This is a genomic window from Arcobacter venerupis, assembly GCF_013201665.1.
Lineage (GTDB): Bacteria > Campylobacterota > Campylobacteria > Campylobacterales > Arcobacteraceae > Aliarcobacter > Aliarcobacter venerupis.
Window position 1 is genome coordinate 166,014 of sequence record NZ_CP053840.1, and the last position, 25,173, is coordinate 191,186.

26 protein-coding genes and 1 pseudogene are annotated in these 25,173 nt (G+C 27.5%); 10 read left to right on the top strand and 17 right to left on the bottom strand.

Translation table 11 applies throughout. The annotated features are described in order from the left end of the window. Positions 1–15 precede the first annotated feature (15 nt). The 5 genes from AVENP_RS00860 to AVENP_RS00880 form a co-directional block, all read right to left on the bottom strand. Entirely contained in the window at positions 16–582 is a 567-nt protein-coding gene (locus tag AVENP_RS00860; protein WP_128358326.1) for a YceI family protein, read from the bottom strand. Between the two features lie 68 nt (positions 583–650). Then, positions 651–1,103 (bottom strand): MarR family winged helix-turn-helix transcriptional regulator, encoded by a 453-nt coding sequence (locus AVENP_RS00865; protein ID WP_128358327.1) that lies wholly within the window; start codon positions 1,101–1,103, stop codon positions 651–653. A 65-nt stretch (positions 1,104–1,168) separates the two neighbouring features. After that, positions 1,169–1,873 carry a pirin family protein gene (locus AVENP_RS00870; protein WP_128358328.1) on the bottom strand — a complete coding sequence of 235 codons (705 nt, stop codon included), beginning with the start codon at positions 1,871–1,873 and terminating at the stop codon, positions 1,169–1,171. A 3-nt stretch (positions 1,874–1,876) separates the two neighbouring features. Next, on the bottom strand, positions 1,877–2,380 hold the full coding sequence (locus AVENP_RS00875) for an NADPH-dependent FMN reductase (protein ID WP_128358329.1): 504 nt from the start codon (positions 2,378–2,380) through the stop codon (positions 1,877–1,879). Positions 2,381–2,434: 54 nt separating this feature from the next. Further along, on the bottom strand, positions 2,435–3,001 hold the full coding sequence (locus AVENP_RS00880) for a YceI family protein (protein ID WP_128358326.1): 567 nt from the start codon (positions 2,999–3,001) through the stop codon (positions 2,435–2,437). 421 nt (positions 3,002–3,422) lie between these two features. Here AVENP_RS00880 and AVENP_RS00885 point away from each other — a divergent pair, with 421 nt between their 5' ends. From AVENP_RS00885 to carA, 5 genes are read left to right on the top strand one after another with little or no spacing between them, the layout of a single operon-like run. Continuing rightward, positions 3,423–4,529 carry a pyridoxal-phosphate-dependent aminotransferase family protein gene (locus AVENP_RS00885; RefSeq protein ID WP_128358330.1) on the top strand — a complete coding sequence of 369 codons (1,107 nt, stop codon included), beginning with the start codon at positions 3,423–3,425 and terminating at the stop codon, positions 4,527–4,529. Positions 4,530–4,534: 5 nt separating this feature from the next. Next, a complete protein-coding gene (locus AVENP_RS00890; protein WP_128358331.1) occupies positions 4,535–5,380 on the top strand; it encodes an ATP phosphoribosyltransferase regulatory subunit in 846 nt (281 codons plus the stop codon). Between the two features lie 2 nt (positions 5,381–5,382). Further along, positions 5,383–6,633, top strand: coding sequence for an adenylosuccinate synthase (locus AVENP_RS00895; RefSeq protein WP_128358332.1), 1,251 nt, complete (start codon positions 5,383–5,385; stop codon positions 6,631–6,633). A gap of 6 nt (positions 6,634–6,639) precedes the next feature. Continuing rightward, positions 6,640–7,191, top strand: a complete 552-nt coding sequence (locus AVENP_RS00900) for a DUF507 family protein (protein ID WP_128358333.1) — start codon at positions 6,640–6,642, stop codon at positions 7,189–7,191. Beyond that, positions 7,192–8,310: a glutamine-hydrolyzing carbamoyl-phosphate synthase small subunit gene (gene carA / locus AVENP_RS00905; RefSeq protein ID WP_128358334.1), complete on the top strand. Its 1,119-nt coding sequence runs from the start codon at positions 7,192–7,194 to the stop codon at positions 8,308–8,310. Positions 8,311–8,472: 162 nt separating this feature from the next. Here carA and AVENP_RS00910 read toward each other — a convergent pair whose 3' ends face one another. The 5 genes from AVENP_RS00910 to AVENP_RS00930 are packed head-to-tail and all read right to left on the bottom strand — an operon-like array spanning position 8,473 to position 13,855. Then, on the bottom strand, positions 8,473–8,949 hold the full coding sequence (locus tag AVENP_RS00910; protein ID WP_128358335.1) for a phosphatidylglycerophosphatase A family protein: 477 nt from the start codon (positions 8,947–8,949) through the stop codon (positions 8,473–8,475). Positions 8,950–8,958: 9 nt separating this feature from the next. Further along, positions 8,959–9,849, bottom strand: coding sequence for a DNA-binding transcriptional response regulator (locus tag AVENP_RS00915; RefSeq protein ID WP_128358336.1), 891 nt, complete (start codon positions 9,847–9,849; stop codon positions 8,959–8,961). Further along, positions 9,846–10,970, bottom strand: a complete 1,125-nt coding sequence (locus AVENP_RS00920; protein WP_128358337.1) for a bifunctional 2-C-methyl-D-erythritol 4-phosphate cytidylyltransferase/2-C-methyl-D-erythritol 2,4-cyclodiphosphate synthase — start codon at positions 10,968–10,970, stop codon at positions 9,846–9,848. The genes AVENP_RS00915 and AVENP_RS00920 overlap by 4 nt, the downstream gene beginning before the upstream one ends. A gap of 59 nt (positions 10,971–11,029) precedes the next feature. Next, entirely contained in the window at positions 11,030–11,851 is an 822-nt protein-coding gene (locus tag AVENP_RS00925) for an HDOD domain-containing protein (protein WP_128358338.1), read from the bottom strand. A 15-nt stretch (positions 11,852–11,866) separates the two neighbouring features. Beyond that, a complete protein-coding gene (locus AVENP_RS00930; RefSeq protein WP_128358339.1) occupies positions 11,867–13,855 on the bottom strand; it encodes a hypothetical protein in 1,989 nt (662 codons plus the stop codon). A 151-nt stretch (positions 13,856–14,006) separates the two neighbouring features. Between AVENP_RS00930 and thiC the strand changes: the two genes are divergently transcribed. Both thiC and AVENP_RS00940 read left to right on the top strand, forming a co-directional pair. Further along, positions 14,007–15,359 carry a phosphomethylpyrimidine synthase ThiC gene (gene thiC, locus AVENP_RS00935; protein ID WP_128358340.1) on the top strand — a complete coding sequence of 451 codons (1,353 nt, stop codon included), beginning with the start codon at positions 14,007–14,009 and terminating at the stop codon, positions 15,357–15,359. A 189-nt stretch (positions 15,360–15,548) separates the two neighbouring features. Further along, positions 15,549–16,742: an Mrp/NBP35 family ATP-binding protein gene (locus tag AVENP_RS00940; protein ID WP_128358341.1), complete on the top strand. Its 1,194-nt coding sequence runs from the start codon at positions 15,549–15,551 to the stop codon at positions 16,740–16,742. A gap of 44 nt (positions 16,743–16,786) precedes the next feature. On the opposite strand, the gene hisIE is transcribed toward AVENP_RS00940, so the two are convergent. The 4 genes and pseudogenes from hisIE to AVENP_RS15880 form a co-directional block, all read right to left on the bottom strand. Beyond that, entirely contained in the window at positions 16,787–17,470 is a 684-nt protein-coding gene (hisIE, locus tag AVENP_RS00945) for a bifunctional phosphoribosyl-AMP cyclohydrolase/phosphoribosyl-ATP diphosphatase HisIE (protein ID WP_128358342.1), read from the bottom strand. 9 nt (positions 17,471–17,479) lie between these two features. Further along, on the bottom strand, positions 17,480–17,905 hold the full coding sequence (locus tag AVENP_RS00950; RefSeq protein ID WP_128358343.1) for a hypothetical protein: 426 nt from the start codon (positions 17,903–17,905) through the stop codon (positions 17,480–17,482). Positions 17,906–17,942: 37 nt separating this feature from the next. Next, entirely contained in the window at positions 17,943–19,019 is a 1,077-nt protein-coding gene (locus AVENP_RS00955; RefSeq protein ID WP_128358344.1) for a prohibitin family protein, read from the bottom strand. A 45-nt stretch (positions 19,020–19,064) separates the two neighbouring features. Further along, positions 19,065–19,181 (bottom strand): annotated as a pseudogene (locus AVENP_RS15880) (branched chain amino acid aminotransferase); the annotation flags it as partial. A 237-nt stretch (positions 19,182–19,418) separates the two neighbouring features. Between AVENP_RS15880 and AVENP_RS00960 the strand changes: the two are divergent. After that, positions 19,419–19,961 (top strand): hypothetical protein, encoded by a 543-nt coding sequence (locus tag AVENP_RS00960; protein WP_128358345.1) that lies wholly within the window; start codon positions 19,419–19,421, stop codon positions 19,959–19,961. A gap of 43 nt (positions 19,962–20,004) precedes the next feature. After that, positions 20,005–20,568 (top strand): GTP cyclohydrolase II, encoded by a 564-nt coding sequence (ribA, locus tag AVENP_RS00965; protein ID WP_128358346.1) that lies wholly within the window; start codon positions 20,005–20,007, stop codon positions 20,566–20,568. Between the two features lie 13 nt (positions 20,569–20,581). Here the strand turns inward: ribA and AVENP_RS00970 are convergent, their stop codons facing one another. The 3 genes from AVENP_RS00970 to AVENP_RS00980 all read right to left on the bottom strand — a co-directional run bounded on the left by AVENP_RS00970 (position 20,582) and on the right by AVENP_RS00980 (position 24,386). Beyond that, complete coding sequence (locus AVENP_RS00970) at positions 20,582–21,856, bottom strand: DUF4910 domain-containing protein (RefSeq protein WP_204514121.1); 1,275 nt, start codon at positions 21,854–21,856, stop codon at positions 20,582–20,584. A gap of 3 nt (positions 21,857–21,859) precedes the next feature. Beyond that, a complete protein-coding gene (locus AVENP_RS00975) occupies positions 21,860–22,861 on the bottom strand; it encodes a GNAT family N-acetyltransferase (RefSeq protein WP_128358347.1) in 1,002 nt (333 codons plus the stop codon). Between the two features lie 247 nt (positions 22,862–23,108). Next, entirely contained in the window at positions 23,109–24,386 is a 1,278-nt protein-coding gene (locus AVENP_RS00980) for a metal ABC transporter solute-binding protein, Zn/Mn family (RefSeq protein WP_128358348.1), read from the bottom strand. A 126-nt stretch (positions 24,387–24,512) separates the two neighbouring features. Here AVENP_RS00980 and AVENP_RS00985 point away from each other — a divergent pair, with 126 nt between their 5' ends. After that, on the top strand, positions 24,513–25,112 hold the full coding sequence (locus AVENP_RS00985) for a methyltransferase domain-containing protein (protein WP_128358349.1): 600 nt from the start codon (positions 24,513–24,515) through the stop codon (positions 25,110–25,112). Positions 25,113–25,173: the final 61 nt, after the last annotated feature.

Genomic DNA, 25,173 nt, shown 5'->3' on the forward strand with positions numbered 1-25,173 from the left:
TTAAATCTTAGCAAATTACTTAGATAAGATACCCTCAACTTCAATGTTTAATTTAACAGTTTCGTCAACTAAAACACCACCAGCTTCTAAAGCTTTGTTCCAATTAAGACCAAAATCTTTTCTGTTAATTTTACCAGATAATTCTAAAGCAACTCTAGTGTTTCCCCAAGGATCAATAGCAGTACCATTGTTTTCAAAATCAAGTTTAACATCTTTAGTAATACCTCTAATAGTTAACTTACCATAAGCAGTGTCACCCTCAATTTTTTCTAATTTGTAAGTTAAAGTAGGGTTGTTAACTTCGTCAAAGAAATCAGCAGATTTTAAATGAGTATCTCTTTTAGCATCTTCAGTATTGATTGAAGCAACACTAACATTACCTTCTAAACTTTTTAAAGTTTTAGTTTTTTCATCGTATTCAAATTTACCATTGAATTTGTCAAACTTACCAGTAACATTAGAGATCATTAAGTGTTTAACCTTAAACCCAACATTTGAGTGACTTGCGTCAACGTTATATGTACCTGCAAAAAGAGCACTTGAAGCTACCAAAGAAGCTAAACCTAATTTAAAAATTTTCATGTTATATCCTTATTTTTATTGTTTGTTTTATTAATTACTAATTAGTACTAAGAGAGCAAAAGAAAAACTTAATTCGCTCTGTACACCTTATCTAATAAATCGTATAAAGTATCAAGTTCATTATCACTTAAAACTTCCATTGATTTTGTTAAATTACTTGAATGAGTTGGAAATACTTCTTCAATAATATCTTTACCTTTTTGTGTAATTGATAAAATTGATGCTCTACTGTCATTTGGATCTTTTATTGAAGTAATCCATTCATCTCTTTTTAAATTTTTTACAACAACTGTAATATTTCCAGGTGTACTCATTGTTATTTTCGTAATTGAACCAATGTTTAAATCACCAAGATGATATAAAACTTCTAGTACTTTAAACTGATTAAACGTGAGATTATGTTTTGATAAATAATTTACTGTCAAATTTGTTATTTTTAAACTAGCCTTTTCTAATCTAACAACTGTTTTCATAGCTTTGTCTGTTCTTAAACCATAAGTTTTTAACGATTTTTTATTCATATACATACTCCTTTTGTGATTATAATACTAATTAGTATTAATGTCAAGATTTTTTACAATCTATTTTATATTGTCTTCATTTCGATGAATAAAAAATGAGAGTTACTTAAAGCTTTAACTTCTAGCTTACTAACATCTACTATTTCCATTGCATCGCCGTTATTTAAATTTATTCCATTTATTGAAGCTGTTCCTTCAATTTGCACAAAATAAATTTGTCTATTATTTTTAATATCAAAATCTATAGTTTTATTAGCTTCTAATTCACTAACATACATATTTATATCTTGATAAATTTTTATATCTGCATTTCCATCTTGGCTTGAAACTATATTTAATAATTTATTTTTTCTATCAGTTTCTTTAAAGTTTTTAGAGCCATAAAGTCTTGGAAGTCCTGATTTAGGTGGAATAATCCAAATTTGTAAAAGTCTTAAATCTTTTGTTTTATTCCAATTATGTTCACTATGAAATATTCCATCCCCCGCACTTAAATATTGAACTTCTCCTCTTTTTAAAGTCTCTGCATTTCCCATAGAATCTTTGTGTGTAATTTCACCATCAACCACATAAGAGATTATTTCCATATTTGCATGGGGATGTGTATCAAACCCTGAGTTTGGATGAACAATATCATCATTTAAAACTCTTAGCACTCCAAAATTTATATTATTTGAATTTCTATATTCTGCAAATGAGAAGTGAAAACGACTCTCTAACCAACCTAAATTTGATGTTCCCATATTTTCTTTTGGCAATTTTTTTAACATAAGTCATCCTTTTATTAAATTTGTAAATTGGACTAATATTTTTTCTAAGCTATCTTCTTTTACATGGTTTACATAAGTTGCTATAATTTCTCTTGGCATAACAATAGAACCTAATCTTGTAAATTGACTTCTTAAAGAATTTAATAAATCCTCTCCACCACTTCCAGAGTGAGTTGCTAACTGAATAGTTTTTAAAGTAAATAATGCTCTAAAATCATCACCAATTCTTGAAATCCATGCAATTGTATTTACTAATACAGGTGGAACACCATAATTGTATTCAGGTGATACAATAACATAAGCACTTGCTTTTTCCATCTCTTTTGCTAAATCTAATGCAACTAGAGGAATTCCATCATTTTGTTCTTTAAAAGTATCATACATTGGTAAGTTAAGTTCTACCAAGTTAATTATCTTTGAATCTATACTTTGTTTGTCTAAATCTGCTTTTATAGTATTTGCAAGTTTCATATTTTCATTTAGACTTGCTACAAATATTAATATCATTTTTATTCCTTAAATATTATATATATTTTTATTAGTAGGTATGACCTTAGCAAATTACTTAGATAAGATACCCTCAACTTCAATGTTTAATTTAACAGTTTCGTCAACTAAAACACCACCAGCTTCTAAAGCTTTGTTCCAATTAAGACCAAAATCTTTTCTGTTAATTTTACCAGATAATTCTAAAGCAACTCTAGTGTTTCCCCAAGGATCAATAGCAGTACCATTGTTTTCAAAATCAAGTTTAACATCTTTAGTAATACCTCTAATAGTTAACTTACCATAAGCAGTGTCACCCTCAATTTTTTCTAATTTGTAAGTTAAAGTAGGGTTGTTAACTTCGTCAAAGAAATCAGCAGATTTTAAATGAGTATCTCTTTTAGCATCTTCAGTATTGATTGAAGCAACACTAACATTACCTTCTAAACTTTTTAAAGTTTTAGTTTTTTCATCGTATTCAAATTTACCATTGAATTTGTCAAACTTACCAGTAACATTAGAGATCATTAAGTGTTTAACCTTAAACCCAACATTTGAGTGACTTGCGTCAACGTTATATGTACCTGCAAAAAGAGCACTTGAAGCTACCAAAGAAGCTAAACCTAATTTAAAAATTTTCATGTTATATCCTTATTTTTATTGTTTGTTTTATTAATTACTAATTAGTACTAAGAGAGCAAAAGAAAAACTTAATTCGCTCTGTACACCTTATCTAATCATTTAACTGATTAAATCCAAAATTATGTTTGAAAATAATTTATAATTAAAACTTTTTCTTAAAAAGAAAAAACTCATTTATATTTACTTTCACAAACTTATAGAGAAATTATATTACTAATTAGTAATAATGTCAAGGACTTTTAAAAAAATTTAGAATCAAAGTACTAAAAAACTAGAAATATAAAATTAAGATAAAAATATCAAATAAAAATTAATATTATTATGATTTGAAGATTGTTCTTTTACTTAACCGTTTAATAAACTATATTTGGATAAAATATTCCGTTTTGCTATAAAAGAATGAAAAAATAAGGATACTAAAATGCTATTGACGCCAGGTCCAACTCCAGTACCAGAATTTGTAAGAAAAGCTATGGCTGATGTTACAATTCATCATAGAACTGAAGAGTTTGAAGCAATTTTTAAAAATACTAGAGAATTATTAATAGAATTATACAATATGCCAGAAGTTGTAATGTTAGCTTCAAGTGGTACAGGTGCAATGGAAGCTTGTGTTACAAATTTAACACATAAAAAAGCACTTACAATTAATTCAGGAAAATTCGGTGAAAGATTCGGAAAGATTTGTGCTGCTTTTGGTATAGATTATACTGAAATTAAAAATGAATGGGATACTCCTGTTAGTGTGGAAGCTGTTGTAAATGCAGTAAAATCAGATTCATCTATTGATGCAATTTTTATTCAGATTTGCGAAAGTGCAGGAGGATTAAGACATCCTGTTGAACAAATTGCTGCTGAGGTTAAAAAAATCAACAAAGATATTATGATTATTGCAGATGGAATTACAGCTATTGGTGTTGAAAAAATTGATACTACAAATTTAGATGCGATTATTACAGGAAGCCAAAAAGCATTAATGTTACCACCAGGTCTTGCAATAATTGGGTTTTCAAATGAAGCAGTTTCAAAAATTGAGTTAAAACCAAAAGGTTACTATTTTAATTTAGCTACAGAAATTAAAAAACAAAGAACAAATACAACAGCATGGACAGCCGCAACTACGCTTATTATTGGTTTAGGTGCAATTTTAGAAAAAATAAAAGCTGATGGATTTGATAATTTATATAAACAAACAGCATTAAGAGCAAATGCAACAAGAGAAGCTTTAAAAGCTATTGGATTCGACATTTATCCAAAATCTCCTGCTGATGCAATGACAACAGTTTATACAGAGCAATCAAGTGCAATTAGAAAAATTCTAAAAAATAAATATAATGTTGATATTGCAGGTGGACAAGATCATTTAGCAGGTAAAATCTTTAGAATTAATCATATGGGATTAGTTGAAGATTATGAAGCTTCATGGGCTGTAAACGCTGTTGAATTAGCATTAGATGATTTAGGTATTAGAACATTTGATGGAACTGCAAATAGAGTTTTTGCATCAAATATGTTTAAAGGAAACTAAGAGTAATGATTTTTGAACACGAAATTCCAAAAGGAAGTCGATTATACTTTGGAGCATCAGCTAAAAGAAAAAGAGTATTAGAAAATCAAATTTGTGAGATTTTAGATAATGACGGATTTGAAGAGATATTAACTCCAAATTTTTCATATTCTCAACATCAAGCTATTGCAAATGAGAAAAAACTAATTAAATTTTCAGATGAGCAAAATGAACAAGTATCATTAAGAGCCGATTCAACTTTAGATGTGGTAAGAATTATTACAAAAAGATTAGGAAGAACAACAGCCCATAAAAAATGGTTTTATGTTCAACCTATTTTTACCTATCCGTCAAAAGAAGAGTATCAAATTGGATGTGAGTGGATAGATCATAATAATATTGCTGATATAATGAATTTAACGGCAAATATATTAAAAGCATTAAAGATTGAGCCAATTTTCCAGATTTCAAATATTAATATTCCAAAACTTGTTGCAAATGAATTAAATATTGATATTGATTTACTTAAAAATGGTGAGATTGCTACTTTATTTAAATTAAATTGTGAATGGTTGAATAAACTTATAAAAGTAAAAGACATAAAAAGTTTAGAAAATGTAATAAATATTGTTCCATCATCACTAAAAGAAGAATTAGAAAAACTTCTATGCAAAGCAAAAGAAGTAGACTATTCAAATATTATTATTGCACCACTTTATTATGGTTCATTAAGATATTATGATGGTATTTATTATAGAGTAATAAATGAGAATTTAACTTTATGCAAAGGTGGAATGTACTCAAGCGAGGGAATGAGTTCATTAGGTTTTGCATTATATACAGATAATTTATTAAAAATTTTAGAGGATTAAGAATGAGCGCAGATATAATAGTTGGTATTCAATGGGGAGACGAGGGAAAAGGTAAGATAGTTGATATGCTTGCTCAAAAATATGACATGGTTTGTAGAAGTCAAGGTGGACACAATGCTGGTCATACTATTTGGGTTGATGGTGTAAAATACGCACTTCACCTAGTTCCATCAGGAATTTTAAATCCAAAAGCTGTAAATGTTATTGGAAATGGTGTTGTTTTATCACCAGAGAATATTATTAAAGAAATGAGTCAATTCCAAAATTTAGAAGGAAGATTATTTATCTCTGATAAAGCACATTTAAATTTACCTTATCATGCCTTAATTGATCAAGCAAAAGAAAAATTAAGAGGTGCAAAAGCTATTGGTACAACTGGAAAAGGAATCGGCCCTGCATATTCTGATAAAATTAATAGAGTTGGACATAGAGTTGGTGAATTACTTAATACTGAAAAATTAACAAAATCAATTTTAGAATATTTTGAACAAAATAGAGCAATTTTTGATGTTTTAGAAATAGCAACTCCAAATGAAAAAGAGTTATTAGATGAATTAAATGGATATAAAGAAAAAATAGCTCCATTTATTACAAATACAACAAATATGGTTTGGAAAGCTCTTGATGAAAATAAAAAAGTATTACTTGAAGGTGCTCAAGGAACAATGCTTGATATTGACCATGGAACATATCCTTATGTAACTTCATCAAGTACTGTAAGTGCTGGATCTTGTGCTGGATTAGGTGTTAATCCAAAAGATGTTGGAATGGTTACAGGAATTGTTAAAGCATATTGTACAAGGGTTGGGAATGGACCTTTCCCATCTGAAGATCATGGTGACGAAGGTGAAACTATGGCTCAAGTTGGGAAAGAGTTTGGAACAACAACAGGAAGAAAAAGAAGATGTGGTTGGTTTGATGCTGTTGCAGTTAAATATGCATCAAGATTAAACGGTTGTGATCAATTAGCTTTAATGAAACTTGATGTTCTTGATGGATTTGCTAAAATAAAAATTTGTGTTGCTTATGAATTAGATGGACAAAAAATAGATTATGTGCCAACATGCTTAGATAATGTAAAACCTATTTATGAAGAAATTGATGGTTGGGAAAGTGTAGTGGGAATTAGAGATTATGACTCATTACCAATTAATGCAAAAAAATATATTGAAAAAATAGAAGAAGTTACTTCTGTTAGAGTTGGAATCGTTTCAACATCTCCTGAAAGAGATGACACAATTTTAAGGGGGTAAAAACACATGAGAATGAAATTACATCATACACCGTATGTCTCAAGAAGAATTACAAGAGATTTACTTAATTGTGAATTTGTTGAAGTTAGAAAAGAAAAACACAGTATTGAAGCAGAAGTTGAAAGAATATTGGATGAAGATTTAGAAAAAGAGTTTTCTTTAGATGAAAAAGTTCAAGAAATTTTAACAGCTCAAGAAGAAGAAATTGAGTATCTTAATGCAGATCGAAGACAACTTTTTTGGATGACAAAAAAAAGATTAGCTAATGATTTTGGAGTTATTTTAAATAATGAAGATAGATTTTCAGACATTGCTCACAAAATATTAGATTATTTATGGGAAGAAGATTTTATTCACTATACATGTTCAGATAACCAAATAAAAAATGTAATTTTTGCTTCTTTAGATGATTTCATAAAAGGTTTTGAAAAAGCTGATAGTGAAGTAATGGCAAAATTAAAAAATTATAAAAGAAAATTAATACCAGGAACTGATGATTATGATCTTGTTTATCACAGATTATATGAAGAGGAATTAACAAAAAGAGGATTGATATAAATGCAAAAAGTATGGATATATTTAGAAAATGGGACTTTTTTAGAAGCGAAATCTTTTGGTGCAACAGGAACATCTGTTGGAGAAATAGTTTTTAATACATCATTAACTGGATACCAAGAAATTATTTCAGATCCATCTTATGCTGGTCAATTTATTACTTTTACAATGCCTGAAATTGGTAATGTTGGTGTTAATGACAATGACATGGAAAGCAGAAAATGCCATTGTAAAGGTGTATTAGTTAGAAATTATCATAGTGAATATTCAAATTATAGAGCACAAAATGATTTAGATTCTTTATTAAAAGAACATGGTGTTTTAGGAATTTGTGATATTGATACAAGATATTTAACAAAAATGATTAGAGATGAAGGTGCTATGATGATGATAGCATCAACTGAAATTTCTTGCAAAGATGAATTGGCAAAACAATTAGCTGCAAGTCCAAGAATTGAAGATATTAATTATATTGAAATCGTATCAACTAAAGAGTCTTATGTTCATAAATCTGGAGCTTGGAATCACAGTATTAAGGCTTATAACAAAGCTGTTATGAGTGATAAAAAAGTAGTTGTTATAGATTTTGGAGTTAAAAGAAATATTTTAAATGAACTTGTTAACTCAGGTCTTGAAGTAGAAGTAGTACCTTCAACTTTTAAAGCAGATGATTTAATTGCAAGATTTGAAGCAAAAGAAATCGGTGGAGTTTTCCTATCAAATGGTCCAGGTGATCCACTAACATTAATTGCTGAAAAAGAGCAAGTTCAAAAATTAGTAAAAACTGATATTCCAATTTTTGCTATTTGTTTAGGACACCAAATGTTATCAATTGCCCATGGTTATGATACATATAAACTAAAATTTGGTCAACATGGTGGTAACCATCCTGTTGCAAATAACGGTGTTGTAGAAATTACTGCACAAAATCACAACTATAATGTTCCTGATAATATTATAGAAATTGCAGATGTAACACACTTAAATTTATTTGATAATACTATTGAGGGTGTTAAATATAAAAATAAAGAGATATTCTCAGTTCAACATCACCCAGAAGCAAGTCCAGGTCCACATGAGTCAAAATATATCTTTGCTGAATTTGCAAAAATAGTGAAATAATTCACTTCTTTTGCATAATCTCTGCATTGAAGTTTAGAATTTACTGGTCATGTACTTGGTGTACACTCCTTTTAAATTTTAAACTTTTCCTGAATATTCTACAAAATAAGCAAACTCTTTTAGTATTTTATAATAAAAAGACAACTTCTATTTTTGATGTTGTTATAAAATAAATTTCTCAATCAATTGATAAACTCCAGCACTAGCGATTCCCGCAGCAATTCCAGCAAGAACATCGTCACCCATTACTCCTAATCCACCTTTTACATCTCTATCTATCTTCCCAATAATTGAAGGTTTCCAAATATCAAAAAGTCTGAAAAATGCAAATGCTAAAATAGCCATAATAACCATGTTTTCACTATTGATTCCACAAATTGAAAGGGCTATCCACATCCCTGCTAATTCATCGATTACTATTTCTTTACCATCATGTATTCCCACTTCTTTTTCGTAAATGTCTATTTGTTTAATGGCAATTACAGTAATTAATAAAGCTAATAAAAATAGAGTTGATACATGAAGAAATTCTAGTAAAAACAAACCAATAAATAAAGAAACAAAAGAACCTACAGTTCCTGGAGCTTTTGGGCTTAAACCACTAAATCCAACTGTTAAAAAAAATTTTCTTAAATTCAAAATAGTTCCTTATTTTTTCTTTTCAATATCTAGTTTTTTTCTTTTTTCCCAAAGTGATTTTCTTGAAATTCCTAGTTTTTTAGATAACTCAGTATCAGGATATTTACTTTGATATGAAATAACCATCATTTTAACATAATCATTTATTGTCATAATATTTGTATTACCAATAAGTTGATTTTCATTATTAAACTCAATTTTTCTATATGGAAAGTCAATCTCTGGTTCTAATGTAGAAACAACGCAATTTTTATCTTCTATAAATTTAATTACATTCTCTTTTGCATTTTTTTTCAAAGTGTGGTATTCAGTTAGATAAATAATAGATTTACCTTGAATCGCAGTTACTTGTTTTTGCCATGAAGTTGAAGTTAAAGAGATAAAAGTGATTGGCAAATCCATTTTTCTTGAAAGTTCAAAAACTAATTTATCAGCACATTTTTGTGAGTTTGATTCTATTAAAGTTGGAAATGAAGGAGGTAATAATACATCTGTTGTATCAATATCAGCCATTGTAAATTCGAAATATTCTCTTAAAGTTTGTAGTTCTCTTTTTAGACTTCTACAATCTTTATAGTGATAGATTTTTCTGATTAATTCATCCATTATAAAGGGTTTCATAATATAATCTTTTGCACCATCTTTAATAGGATTTGTAACAGTTTCATCAGAAATATAAGAGACTAAAAGAAGTATAATTGAATTTTCAGAGTATTTTTTTATAATATTTTTACACAAAGCTGAGGGTAAAGATGTTGATAAAAGTATTGTGTCATAATCTTTTGTGAGATTATCAATATTTGGTGATTCGATATAATCACAACTGTGTCCATCATCTAGTAATCTTGACACAACTTTTTGTGCTAGATAAATCTCATTTTCAATAATTAATATATTCATTTTTGTTTCCAATTATAATATTTCAATGTAGCTATACTTTGAACAGCCACACCCTCTGCTCGACCAATAAATCCCATTTTTTCAGCAGTTGTTGCTTTTACATTTATAAACTGTTTTTCCATATTCAATAACGCAGCTAAAGAATTCTTTATTTCATGTTTAAATGGATTTATCTTTGGTTTTTGAGCAATTATTGTTGTATCTATATTTACAATTTCATAACCAACATTGTAAATAAATCTAACAATATGCTCTAATAAAAGTTTTGAGTCAATACCTTTATATTTTTCATCAGTATCAGGAAAAAATTCCCCAATATCTCCAGCTCCACAAGCTCCTAAAAGTGCATCAATTATAGAGTGAATCAAAACATCACCATCACTGTGAGCTTTAAATCCAAATTCATAAGGAAGTTTTACACCACCTAAAAACATCTCTTTATTATCCTCAAAGGCATGAATATCAAAGCCAGTTCCTGTAAAAAAGTTATTTGATGGTTCTTTTAAACAAGGAAGTTCATCAAGTTCATTTCCTAGAGTTAGTTTTTTGCTCTCATTACTTCCTTGAATATATTTGATTGTTCCATTTATTGCTTTAATAGCAGAACTTTCATCGGTAAATTCAATTTGAGTATCTAAGGCTTTTTTTAAAGTTTGTGTTAGGGAAAGTTGTGGAGTTTGAATTAGTTTTACACTATCTCTATTTATTGTATTTGTTTCATAAATAACTGTATCTGTAACATTTAGAACAGGAACAATACAATCTGCATTTTCTTTTTCATCTAAAAGATTTTTAATTACACTTTGGGGAATGCAAGCACGCGCAACATCACTTATCATTACAAATTTTGTTGTAACAAATTTTAAGCAGTTTAAAATAGATTTTTGTCTAGTTTCTCCACCTTTTACAAAAGTAAAATCATCGGTGAAGTTTTTCATATAATTTAGTTCATCTTCATGGGAAGCCACAATAATTTTATCAAATTGTGAAAAAGAAAATAGTCTTTTGGTAACATTTAGCCATAAAGGTTCATTTCCTATTCTAATCCATTGTTTTTTTGTTTTATGCTCAAACCGTGAAGAATTCCCAGCGCACAAAACTATGAGTGTAACATCTGACAACAAAAACCCCTTTGTGTAAAAAAGTTACAGATTATAGTATATACTTACTTATGCATAAGTTAAGAATTTTGAGTAAGTACTTGTTTTATAACATCTATAGAGTTTAAAAAATGCTCTGTATCGAAATCATATAAAGAGACTTTATCTAAAGCTTTTGCAACATTTTTATCACTGAGTGGATATCGAATATCACACAAAATTTTGATAATTTCTAAAATTTGAGCTTTAATTTTATATTCAACAGGACAAGACACAATGTCATCAGTAAATGCAATTGGAATAATTATATTAGGACTAATGTCCCATTGTTTAAATATATTTGCAGTAATTCTTGCACAACTGTAGCCAGTAAAATTTTTTTCACAATGTGTTATATCTTTTGTTTCTTCTAATTCAATCAAAAATTCTTCAGATTTTCTATTTTTTTGTATTACTTGGGAAATAATAAATTTACCTACTTCTTGTAAAAAAGCTGGCAAAAGTAATTCATTTTTTAAATTATAATCAATTTTTGAAACCCAAGTATTTACAATATTTGTAGCTAATGAACTAATAAATATAAAATCTTCATTTTTAACAGCATAAGCTAATAAATTACCATGAATCGTATTTTGTATAGCATAACCAATTGCGACAGTAAGTGTAAAATTTGTACCAAGAAGATTTATAGCTCTACTTAGAGTTTCAATTCTACTCTTAAATCCAAACATACTCGAATTAGCAACTTTTAAAATGGTTACTACCATTAATGGGTCTTTTTCAATAATCGGAATTAAATCTTTAATATTAGTATTATTTAAGTTTCTATATTTATCAAGTTCCATTACACTTGCAGGAAGAGGAGGTAAAGAATTTATCTCTTCTATTAAATCTTTTTTCATTATTTCCCTATGCCATTAATAGTTTATTTCTATTTCATCTTCATCATCAATAAGAATATTGAATTTTGTATCTTTTTGTTTAAAATTATTAAGAATTTTGTAAACATCATTTTCTAAAAAAAATTTATTATTTTCAAAAATTGATAAAAAATTGCTTTTATAAACAGATGTAAAAACTAATCTAATTATATATTTTTGTAAGACAATTTGATACTCTTCAAATCCTGCATCTAAAATAGTTAAATTTTCTTCAATGTTAAAAATAGTAGTTTCACACACTCCATGAAAAATCTCATTTGAAATAAAAGTCTCCAATGAAGTTTTCATCTCAGGTTCTAAAAGATTTTTTTCTATTTTATTTTTAATATTATCAAGTTCATTTTTTAATTTGATATTTTTATTTTTTAAGAACTCATCTACAATAAAATCAGCAGGAAATTGAATATTAGACAAAATTTTAAGATTTATTTCATTGTACTCATTTTTTAATATTTCTAAGCCATTTATTTGCACAAAAGTTGCATACAATTTTTTTGCTTTTTCAATATCAATTTGATTTTGTGAATATAAAAGACTAAGACTCAAATAAATTTTTGAATAAACAGATAAAAGATGAGAGGCAATTTTGTAATCATTTATATAGTTATAAATCTTTTTTAGAACATTTTCTAAATCAGTATTATATTTGACATGAATAGATTTATTTATACATAAATTAAAAATAGCTAATTTAAAATATTCGTGATAATCATTATGTATGGGATTATGTTGCACAAGAATTTGTGAAATAAGATGATATTTATATAAAGCAATATCATCAGTAAAATATAAAAGTTGGAAAATAATCTCAATATTTGTATTACTTAAACTCTCTTGGGAAAATATAAAATCGTCTATAATTAAATGATAATCAAGTTGTTTTTTGAAGTCTTGATCAATATGGTAATTTAATAAAAGAGAGTTTAAAAGGTCTTTTTGGAAAACTTTTAGGCTTTGTGCTACATCATCATTTGAATGGTAAATACTAAATTTTTTGTAAAAGAATCTTAAAATTCTTTGGAATTCTTCTTGCTCGAAATATGATTCTTCATCAAGATTAGCCTTTAAATTTTTTATTAATTTCAAAATTAAAATAGAAGAATTTTTTTTATATATTAAAAATTCTTGAGAATCTAAATTTTGTGTTTCATCTCCAAAACCACTTTCAGATGAAATAATATATCCCGCCTCATGTCGTTCAAGCATTAAAAAGTAGTTTTCAAAAGTTGTTTTTAAATCATCAATATCAAAAACAATATTATCAATATATGAGAAGTAATATAAATACTTTCCTTGAATATTATTTAATTTATTTAATTGAGTTTTATCAAGTAAAACGTTGAATTTTAAAAGATTTATTGATTCTGTCATTAATTCAATAAAATATTTAATACTTCTTTTTGCAATTTCATCAATTGAATTAAAATTGCATAATTGAGTTATCGTTCTTAATAAAATTATATAAGAGTCAAAAGATAAAGAAAAAAGCTCTTTATTAGTTAAAAATAACTGTTTTAATCTATTTTCATAAAATCTAAATAAATTAGAAACGCTATCAAAATTGTAATCATTATATGATTCTAATATTTTTTGATTTGTTCCAATAGATAAAATATGTAACATGATATTTATATCTTTAAAAAAATAGATTGAATCTTTTTTTGTAAGATTAAGTAGTTTTTTCTCAATATAAAGATTTATGTTCTCTTTAAGTGAAGAATTATTTAAAAATAAATCTTCTAAATCGCTAGGAATCGACTCTTTTTTTATAAATAATGATTCTATGTAATTTATAATATATAAAATATTTTTCTCAAAAGAACTTATTAATTGATTGTCATTTTCTAAGATGTTATATTTTTCAAGAATTAAATCTATTTGTTTTATACTATCTTTTTGTTCCAGCTCTTTTTGTGTATAAAAAGTAAAAGCTGGGGAGTCACTAGAATCTTTATTACTAATCATCATTGCTCCTAGCTATATATTTACATTTATTATATAGAAAAGAAACTTATACAAATAATAATTCCAAATTAAGTATAGTAATTATTGTTCTCTAAATATATTTAGCTATAATCGGGATACAATTCAAATATAATATACTATAGGATTTAAAATGAGAAATTGGTTAGACAATCATAAAAATGACAAAGTTAGAACTCAAATGTATTATGCAAAACAAGGAATTATTACGCCAGATATGGAATATGTGGCAAAAATAGAGAAACTTGAACCTGAGCTTGTAAGAGCTGAGATTGAAAGAGGAAGATTAATAATCCCTGCAAATGTTAACCATAAACATTTAGTTCCAATGTCAATTGGAATTGCATCTTCATGCAAAATAAATGCAAATATTGGTTCTTCAGCACTTGCTTCAAATGTTGAAGGTGAAATAGAAAAAGTGGATGTTTGTTTAAAATATGGTGCTGATACAATCATGGATTTAAGTACAGGTGGTGACTTAGATATGATTAGACGAGCGGTAATTGAGCACTCAACAGTGCCTATTGGAACAGTGCCTATTTATCAAATTTTACATGATGTAAAAGATAAAATTGAAGATTTATCTATTGATGTTATGTTAAAAGTTATTGAAAAACAAGCACAACAAGGTGTTTCTTATTTCACAATTCATGCTGGATTCTTACTTGAATTTATGCCTCATGTTGCAAAAAGAAAAATGGGAATTGTGTCACGTGGTGGTTCTTTAATGGCTGCTTGGATGATGCATTATCACAGAGAAAATCCATTTTATGAAGCATTTGATGAAATTTTAGATATTTGTGCAAAATACGATGTATCTTTATCTTTGGGAGATTCATTAAGACCTGGATGTTTAGCTGATGCATCTGATGAAGCACAATTAAGAGAGTTAAAAGTTCTTGGTGAATTAACTTTAAGAGCTTGGGAAAAAAATGTTCAAGTTATGATTGAGGGTCCTGGTCACGTTCCTTTAAATCAAATTGAAAGAAATATGAAATTAGAAAAAGAGTATTGTCATGAAGCACCGTTCTATATTTTAGGACCACTTACAACTGATATTGCTGCTGGTTATGATCATATTTCATCTGCAATTGGTGCAGCTGTTGGTGGATGGCATGGAGCTTCAATGCTTTGTTATGTAACTCCAAAAGAACACTTAGGTTTACCAAATGCTGAAGATGTTAGAAATGGAATTATTGCTTATAAAATTGCTGCTCACTCTGCTGACATTGCACGTGGAAGAAAAGGTGCAAGAGATATTGATGATGAAATGTCTGATGCAAGATATGGGTTTGACTGGAATAGACAGTTTGAATTGTGTTTAGACCCAGAAAGAGCAAAAGAGTATCACGATGAAACTTTACCTCAAGACGTATTTAAAGAAGCAGAATTCTGCTCAATGTGTGGACCAAAATTCTGCTCATATAAAATTACTCAAAAAATTGTAAAAGAACATGGTCAAGCAATGATTGATATTGCTGGATAATCTCTCTTTTTAATAGTAGATACAAAATTTGTATCTACTATTTTTGTAAATTTCTCATTTTTCTATCATATTTATTCTTTATTCTTTTTATTCTTTAGCTAAAATACTTTATACTATAATTAATTAAGATAATAATTATCCTATTTAAATTATAATGCAATCGTTAGTAAATATTAAAGGGAATTTTATATGGCAAATGTAGAAAATATTAAAAAAGAATTAGAAAATATTAAATATCCAGGTTTTGCAAAATCAATAGTAGAGTTTGGATTTGTAAAAGATATTCAAGTAAATGGAACAGACTGTTTAGTTGCACTTGATATTACATCAACAGCACCTGAAGTTGAAGCTCAATTAAGAAAAGAGATTACAGCTGCATTAAGTGCAATTGGAATGAATGCAACATTGAATTTTAATAAACCTCAAGAGCAAAAACAATCAAGCAATAGTGTAAGTGGTAAAAATATTGCACCACAAATTAAAAAAGTTGTAATGGTAAGTTCAGGAAAAGGTGGAGTTGGAAAATCAACAACAACAGTAAACTTAGCAGTTGCAGCTGCAATGCAAGGTAAAAGAGTTGGTATCCTTGATGCTGATATTTATGGACCAAATATTCCTCGTATGATGGGTTTACAAGGTAAAGAAGTAGAAATTGTTGGAGATAAAGCAAAACCTTTAAATGCTTATGGTGTTGATGTTATGTCAATGGGTATGTTAATGGAAGAAGGTCAAGCTCTTATTTGGAGAGGTGCTATGATTATGAAAGCAATCCAACAACTTTTAAGAGATATTTTATGGGAAGAGTTAGATATTTTATTTATTGATATGCCTCCAGGAACTGGTGATGCACAATTAACATTAGCTCAAAGTGTACCTGTAAGTGCTGGAATTAATGTAACAACTCCTCAACATGTTGCACTTGATGATTCAAGAAGATCTTTAGATATGTTCAAAAAACTTCATATTCCAGTTGCTGGAATTGTTGAAAATATGAGTGGATTTGTTTGCCCATCATGTAATGTAGAATCTGATATTTTTGGAATGGGAACTTGTGAAGAACTTGCAGTTCAATACAATACTCAAGTATTAGCAAATTTACCAATTGAACCAGCTATTAGAGAAGGTGGAGATAGTGGAAAACCTGTAGTTTATTTCAATCCTGAATCAGTTTCAGCAAAAAGATATATGATTGCAGCGGATAAATTAATTCAATTCTTAGCAAATATTGATGATGATATTAATAATTCAGCGATTCAACCAATTATGCCAGCAGGGGTTAGTGCTTGTTCAACTGAAGGTCAAAAAATAAAAGCTGAACATGAAGCAGCAGCTCAAAAAGCTAAAAGTGGTGAAAGTTGTGGAACTGGATGTGGTTGCCACTAAAAAGCATCAAATATAAAAAGAGTTTTTAAACTCTTTTTATAAACTTATTTATCTGTTCTTGAGTTTTTTTCTTCAATCCCTGAGATTCCAAATCTTCTAGCTAACTCTTGTTTTACTCTGTCAGGACTTATATTTTTCGATGCAAGTGCTACTAAGACATGGTATGTAATATCAGCTGCTTCATAGATGATTTCTTCTGTGTCATTATCTTTTATAGCAAAAGTAAATTCACCTGATTCTTCAACTATTTTTTTCAACATTGAATTTTGTTTACCTTGTAAAAGTTTAGCTGTGTATGATTTTGTTGGATCATCATTTTTTTTCTCTTGGATAGTGTGATATAAAGTATCAATTACTCCATAAGCAGAAGTTGTATCAATTTGAACATCACTTATTGTTTCATTTGTAGATAGATTCGTAAAGAAACAAGATTTTCTTCCTGTATGACAAGCAACACCTGCTTGATTTACTTTAAGAAGTAGCGTATCATTATCACAATCGATTAAAATTTCAACAATTTCTTGTAAGTGATTAGAACTTTCACCTTTTTTCCAAATTCTTTGTTTACTTCTGCTAAAGTAGTGAGCATAGTTAGTTTTGATTGTTAATTCTATAGCTTCTTTATTCATATATGCAAGCATTAAAACTTCATTTGTTTTGCAATCTTGAGTAATAACAGGGATTAAACCTTCCATTTTTTCCCAGTCAATCTTATTTAATATTTCCATCTCTTAGCCTTAAAATTTTTTTTGCAAATCTAGTTTAATTGCATCTATAGTTTTTTTTTCTTTATCAATACTTATACCAAAATTCATCTCTAAATCTTCTTTCATTTTCTCTTCTTCAATTTCTTTAATAGATTTTGGTTCTTTGTATGTATCTTTTTTATATATATCTTTTTCTCTAATTATTGTAATTTCAGGATTTAGATTAATTTTAATCTCTGGTTCTTTCTGTGGAATTTTCTTTATAATTTTTTTTGGTTTATCTTTTTTTGCAGAAATATCAGAATTATTTTCTATTATTTTAGGAGTTGTTTCTTTTGTTGTCGGATTATTTTCTTCACTTAGTTTTAATTCTTCTTTATTTTTATTATCTGTTGGTAAATAAAAAAATAAATAAAGCATAAATATAAAGATAAAAAATGTAAGTATTTTTTTCATTAAGTAAAAAATAGAGTAGATTCCTACTCTATTTAGATTATTTATTTATTATAGTATCTCTTGATTTATCTTTAGTATCAACCCAAATATTTGGAGTTGAACCACCAGGAGTTAAGAAAATTTTAGCATCTTTGTTTTCTCTTAATGCATCATTGAATCTACCTTGAATTTCAATTTGTTGCATTTGTAATAGGCTAGGAGTTAAAGATTCTGCGATAGTTTTATTAGCAACAGATTGTGCTTTTGCTTCGATAGTTACAGCATCTGCTCTACCTTGTGCTTCAATTCTTTTTGCTTCAGCTTCACCAGTTGCTTGTGCGGCTCTTTTTTCAGCTTCTTGTTTAGCTCTTAAAACTTCGTATCTTACTCTTTCTGATTCTTGATTTGCAATTTGAACTCTTTCAATTTGCTCTTTGATTTTTTCAGGAAGTACTATTTCTCTTAATTGAACAGATTCAACTGTAACTGAAGCTTCCGCTAATTCTGTAACTTGTGTTTTTATTAACATGTCAAGACTACTAGCAATCTCATTTCTTTTCATTGGAAGTTCTTCTGCATTAAATCCTCCAATAACATTTCTAACAACATTTCTAACAACAGGATTTACGATTTTATCTTCCCATGATAATCCCCATGTAGCTATTGTTGCTGGTGCCCCTGAAGCTGTAAGTCTATATTGAACTGTAAGTTCAATAGAAACAGGTAAACCTCTTGAATCAAGAACACTAATTGCTGGATTTATTTTAATACCTGCATCAAATCCGCTCATCTCTTCAACACTTCTATAGTTTAATAATCTAACTTTTGTATCAACTATTATAACTTTTTGGAAAACTGGAATATATAAATGGAAACCAGGATTTAAAGGAGTTTCATCATATTTACCAGTTGTTGCTTTAATACCAACTTGTCCAGATTCAATAATCACAAATGGTTTAAAAATGAAAAGTGCTGCAATAATTATAATTACCACATAAAGCATCCCAGCTTTTTTACCAAAGTTTTTAAAAAATTCAGGTGTTTCAAAAGGAGGTTGGAAATTTCCACCACCGTTATTATTTCCACCACCGTTGTTCTGTTGTCTGTTCTTAAAATAGTCGTTATCTATAGGCATAATTTTCCTTGTTTTAAATATTAAATTAGTTAATGTTACTTAACATTAGTTAACATATGTTAAATACTTAATATATTTTTCATTTTTACCAGCTGTTACATCAAAGTATGCTGATTGTATTTTTTCTGTAATTGGCCCACGAGAGCCATAATCTATAACTCTTCATTAAGATTTTTAATTTGATTCAGTCATTTTATAAAATCCTAATTATTAAATTATAAGTATTTATTTTATCTAAGATATTATTAAAGTAAACTCTTAAAGTTAATTATTAATTATTTAAGATAATTAAATGTAATATAAAAGAAAAAAACATAAGTGAATTGATATATGTACCCTCATAAAATAGCAAATTTAGCAATATCCATACTTCTAGCATTTTTCTTTACGGCTTGTTCTATGAATAACTTAATGACACCAAACAAGAAAAAAAGTTATGAGAAAAAAGAGATTAGCGCATCTTTAATAAATGAAGTAATTAATATTACACATTTAATTAAACAAAATAATTTAGCATTACTAAACAGTAGATATATAGATCCAAAATATGGTTTATATGAGGTTTCAAAGTTAGAAGGAAAAAATATCTTTGAACATAAAAATAGTATAACTGCAATAAAAAATGAGGTAGATTCATTTGAAGTAAAAAATGAAAAAGCAAATTTTAGTTGTAGTTCTCTTGATGATAGTTTGTATGGTTGGGATAAAGAAGGAATTTATTTAAATGCCAAAACAAGGCCTTTGATTACAACTATTATGGAAGAAGTAAATATCTTAAAGCCAAATAGTTATAAAGAAGAAGAGATAGAAAAAGTTGATTTTATTGAACAAACAAGTTATGAGGTAACCATTACTTATAACATGATTTTTTATTTAACACTGATTGATGATATGTGGTATATAACTTTAATTGACAATGCTACAACTAATTGTTTAGATTAATGCAACTAAGTTGCATCTAAGCAATTTTTGTTAAAATTCTGCCATGAATATAGAAATATCAAAAATAGCAAATTTACCCACTTCATATGGGGATTTTAAAATACAATCTTTTAAACAAAATGATAAAGAACATTTAGCCATATTTACATATACACTTCCTTCAATTCCAACCGTTAGAATTCATTCAGAGTGTCTAACTGGAGATGTTTTTAAAAGTTTAAAATGTGATTGTGGTGAACAGTTAGACTTTGCATTAAAGCAGATTCAAAAAGATGGTGGAATGGTTATTTACTTAAGACAAGAAGGACGAGGAATTGGACTTTTTAATAAGGTAAATGCATATTCTTTACAAGATTTAGGACATGATACAATAAAAGCAAATGAGCTTTTAGGCTTCAAACAAGATTATCGAGATTACAAAATAGTGGATGAAATTTTAAAACATTTTAATATAAAAAAAATAAAACTAATGACAAATAATCCTTTAAAATTAACATCATTAAAACATACTAAAATAGTAAAAAGAGTTCCGATTATTATAAATAGTTGTGAATATAATTATGAATATTTAGAAACAAAAAAAGAGAAAATGGGGCATTTACTATAATTAGCAATTATAGTTATGCAACATCTATTAAATTTGCTTTTTTCATTTCTTCTATTATTCCAAAAAGTTCCTCTGCTTGAACACCAATAATATTTGCAATGTCAATTAAGTCATTATTACCATCTGCATAAGCTAAAAAATCCATCATCTTTTTAACAACATCATTAGAAGCTTTTGTTGAAATAGTTGGATATAAACCTCTTTTCCCTAATTGAGGTTCACATAAAACATTTATTTTATAATATTGATTACATTCAATCAACTCTATTGCTTTTTTAATTTTATCATATCCACCATATAAGCCCTCTGGAGAGATAAAACTTAAATCATCTAATGAAGTATGATATTCTGGATACTCATGATATTTAGTTCTACATATTGTAGCTATTGGCAAATCTACTCCTGGAGAACAATATTGTCTTTCATCACTACCTCTATCTAAAAAACTATATTCAATATAGTCCGTATTTTGTAAAATATGTTTAGATACTTTATCAGCTAATGTATTCCCATATCTTGTTGGAATATAAGAATAGCTTTTATTATCACCAATAGTAGTAATATTAAAGCCCGCAATTATATATTTTTTCATAGCATCAAGATTTTTACTAATATACATAATTGAACCTATAGTTTCAGGAATAAATACTATTCTATATGAGTATTTCCTATTTGCGATTAATTTGATAAAATTAACTAATGCCGTTGTTACTACTGGGCCAGATAATTCATTGTTTGCCATTGATGGATGACATACATAAGTAGATAAAAAAATTTCTTTTTCGCTCTTTCCTTTTAATTTAATTTCTCCATAAGTTAAATTTCCATTTTTTAATTCGCTATTAATTCTAACTTTATACCTTCCTCTCTTTAGTTTCTTGAATTCATTAAAAGTTAAACAAAATCCCCATCTTTCTGTATAGTATGATGTGATATAAGGTATTGCAGAAGGTTCTTCCTCTATATAATATAAATGTTCTATAAGTTCCTCAAATTCAATATCTTTATCAATAGGTGTAGAATATCCAACAATATGTAAGTTATTAATCTTAAAATCACAAATTTTATTTCCATCTGGGTCAATAATATACCCATCATCACAATTCCACTCTTTTGGGATTGTCCAATCAAAACATTTTGTTCCACTAGGAACTTCAAGTATATTTAGTTCAGGGATTATATTTTTAATATAATGCAATGTTTCTCTTACTCCATTCCCAGATAAACTTCTGTTAATAGGGAACAAATCTACTGCCCAATTGTACATTTCTTGTCCAATATTCTTCATCTATTAACTCCTGTACTTTACTTCATAATATGGCAATATATCTCCACCAAAACTAAGTTTAAACCAACCTCTTTTAGGTGAATTAATACCTTCTAAATCTACTTCGTTAATGCCTTTTTTACTTAAATCATAAAAAGTTTCCCAAAGTACATTTGTTCCACTATGTCCATCTCTCTTTGCTGGATCATTCGCTCCAAAAATATAGTATGCTCTTTTCGTATCCCATGCAAAAAATACTATACTTCCAATCTCATTAAATTCATCATAACTAGCATAAATTTTCCCCATATTATTATCAAGTAGAGCTGATACTAGATTTTTCATAGTATTTAACATTTGATTTTCAACTTCAATATTTTGCCTATTCATTGTTTTTCTATAAAACTCTACAAGTAAAGAAATATCTGAAATAGTTTTTACTTGATACTCTTTTTTTATTGCATATCTAATTTGTTGTCTTCTTGATGTTGAAGCTTTTTTATAAATACTAATATCTTCAAGTTTGTTTGCTGTTCTAAAATCTGATATATCTAGATATGAAGTATATCTTATGTCAGGAGTATATTTAGGAAATTTAGTTCCAAAGTTTATCCATAAAATTCCTCGTATATCTACAATACTTGGATGTAAACGAAGTTCTATATTCTTGTAAATATTAGTAAGTTCTTTTAAGATAAATTCTTGTATTTTAAATTGTTCAGAAAATTGTTGAGAATGATTTTGTTTATTTGTTGGTTTGTTATACATAATTCCATTATAAATAATAAAATCATCTAAAACCAAAGAGTTTTCATTTTTATTTTCTATAGTAGCTACTGCTGCTCTAAGTTCATCTTTTTTATAACAATAAAAAAGTTTATATTTTACATCACATCCTTTTAAATATGTAGAAATAGAAAAAATTGTACCATTTGATGACTCATTAACAAATTTATCCCATTTATCATTTGCTACAGTTTCTAATAGGGTATATTCTGTTGTAGGATTTTTTATTTTATTTATCATTACTTTACCTTATTAATATGTATTATAATTTTAACTACAGTAGGTTTTATGGGGGTTTTATAATTTTGCATGATTCTAACTTAAACTATTGGAAATTTACATTAATTTAAATTATTTTTATGCAAAGTAAGAGAAGATTATAATTTTGTTGAAAATTTTGTAATACTTTTGAATGGATTAACTAAAAAAATAAAAAGGAGTAAAAGTGCTTAGACTTTTACTCCTTTTTTATCAATATAAGATAGAACTAATTGTGGTTAGCAATGGCATTTGCCATTTTTATCAAGTTTTCAGACCAATCTTTTGCTAATGGAGTCTCTTTTATAACTTTTATTTTTAACTCGTTTGCTATAGTTTTTGCGCTTTTATCTGAAAATTCACTTTGAGTGAAAATAGCTTTTACGTTTTGTTCTTTTGCTTCTTCAATAATTTTTTGAAGCATTTTAGGTTTTGGCTCTTTACCCTCAACTTCAATTGGTAATTGAACTAAACCATACTCTTTTGCAAAATATCCCCAAGATGGATGAAACACCATGAATTTAGAATCTTTTGGTAAATCACTTAAAATAGTTTTTATTTTTTTATCAGTTTGATTTATCTCTTCAATAAACTTGTCATAGTTAGTTTTGTAATAATCTTTGTTGATAGAATCAACTTCAACTAAAGCATCATAAATATTTTTTGCCATAATTTTTACATTATCAGGACTTGTCCAAGTATGTGGATCTTTTCCATGATGATGTTCATCTTCTTTTGGAAAACTTTCAATTGCTTCCACATCATTTGAAGCTAAATCTTTAAAGAAATGTTCTTCTCCCTCAAACTCTGTTGGTTGATGTTGCGTAAAAAAGATGTATTTTCCATCTTCTTTAACTTCAATTTTGAAAGTTGATATATCTTTTTTATCATCAAAATTTAGTTCATAAAAAGAGTTAGTTGTTTCAAGTGAATCATTATTATTTGCAGTTGAAGTTTTATCTTTTTCAAATATATCTTTTGCTGTTTTTGTATAAGATTCTATTAAATTAGCACTATTATTATCAGCTTTTATGATAAACATTTTCATTGTTGTTTCGGCATAATTTCCCTGTGTTTTTGAAAAGCTCCAGTTATATGTACCTTTTTTTAAATCAAAAACTCCAGCCCACTCAAAAGGAAGTTCTTCACTTTTATTTTGTTCTTCCTCATGATGATGGTTATGTTTTGCCATTTCAAGTAATTCTATGCCTTTTGTCATTTCGACAAATTTCATGTTTTTATTTTGAGTTGCAAATTTATCAAGCCATGTCTTTTCAAACTCTAAACCTATTGGGAAATAGATATTTGCATTTGAAATATCTTTCATTTGCGAGGGTTTTGGCTCATAAGTGTGTGGGTCACTTCCTGGTTTTACCATTGCGCTTACTTTAACTTTATCTCCACCAATTTTTTCTACAAATGTTTGTTGAGGTAAGATACTTACAACTACATTTGTTTGTGCATAAACAATATTTAACAGTAAAAATATTGCAATTATAAATTTCATTTTATAGTCCTTTTATTACTGCAACGAAGTTGCATTTTTGTTATATTAATAAAATAAAAGTTAAACGCAACTTAGTTGCGTTTAACTTTCTAAAAGATATAATAAAAAAAATTAACAAGGTTAAATATGAGCCAACAAATATTTTGGAATGGAAAATTCTCAAAAGCTGATTATTTTTATGGAACAAAACCAAATGAATTTTTAGCTTCAAAAATTGAGTTAATAAAAAATAAAAAAAAGCTTTTATGCTTAGGTGAAGGTGAAGGTAGGAATGCACTTTTTTTTGCAAAAAATGGTTTTGAAGTTAGTGCAATTGATGCTTCTGATGTAGGTTTAGCAAAACTTGATTTAAAAAGTAAAGAAGAGAATTTAGAGATAAAAACTTTTTGTATGGACTTAAATCATTGGAAAGCAGATGAAAATTACGATGTAATCGTAGCTTCATATTTACATATGTTTAAAGATGAAAGAAAAAATTTGTTTGAAAAGATTGAGAACTCTTTATACTCAAATGGTTACTTTATAGGTGAGTTTTTTTCAACAAAACAGTTAACATATAATAGCGGTGGTCCAAAAGATTTAGAGCTTTTATATACAATAGAGGATTTTGAAAATCATTTCTTATTTTGTAAAAAAGAGTTAAGTGAAGAGATTGTAACTTTAGATGAAGGAATTGGCCATCAAGGCGAAGCTTGTGTAATTAGAGTTGTTATTCAAAAGAATTAAAAATTTATTTAACAGCTTTTTAACTACTAATTAAGTACACTATCTAATAATAAATATCAAA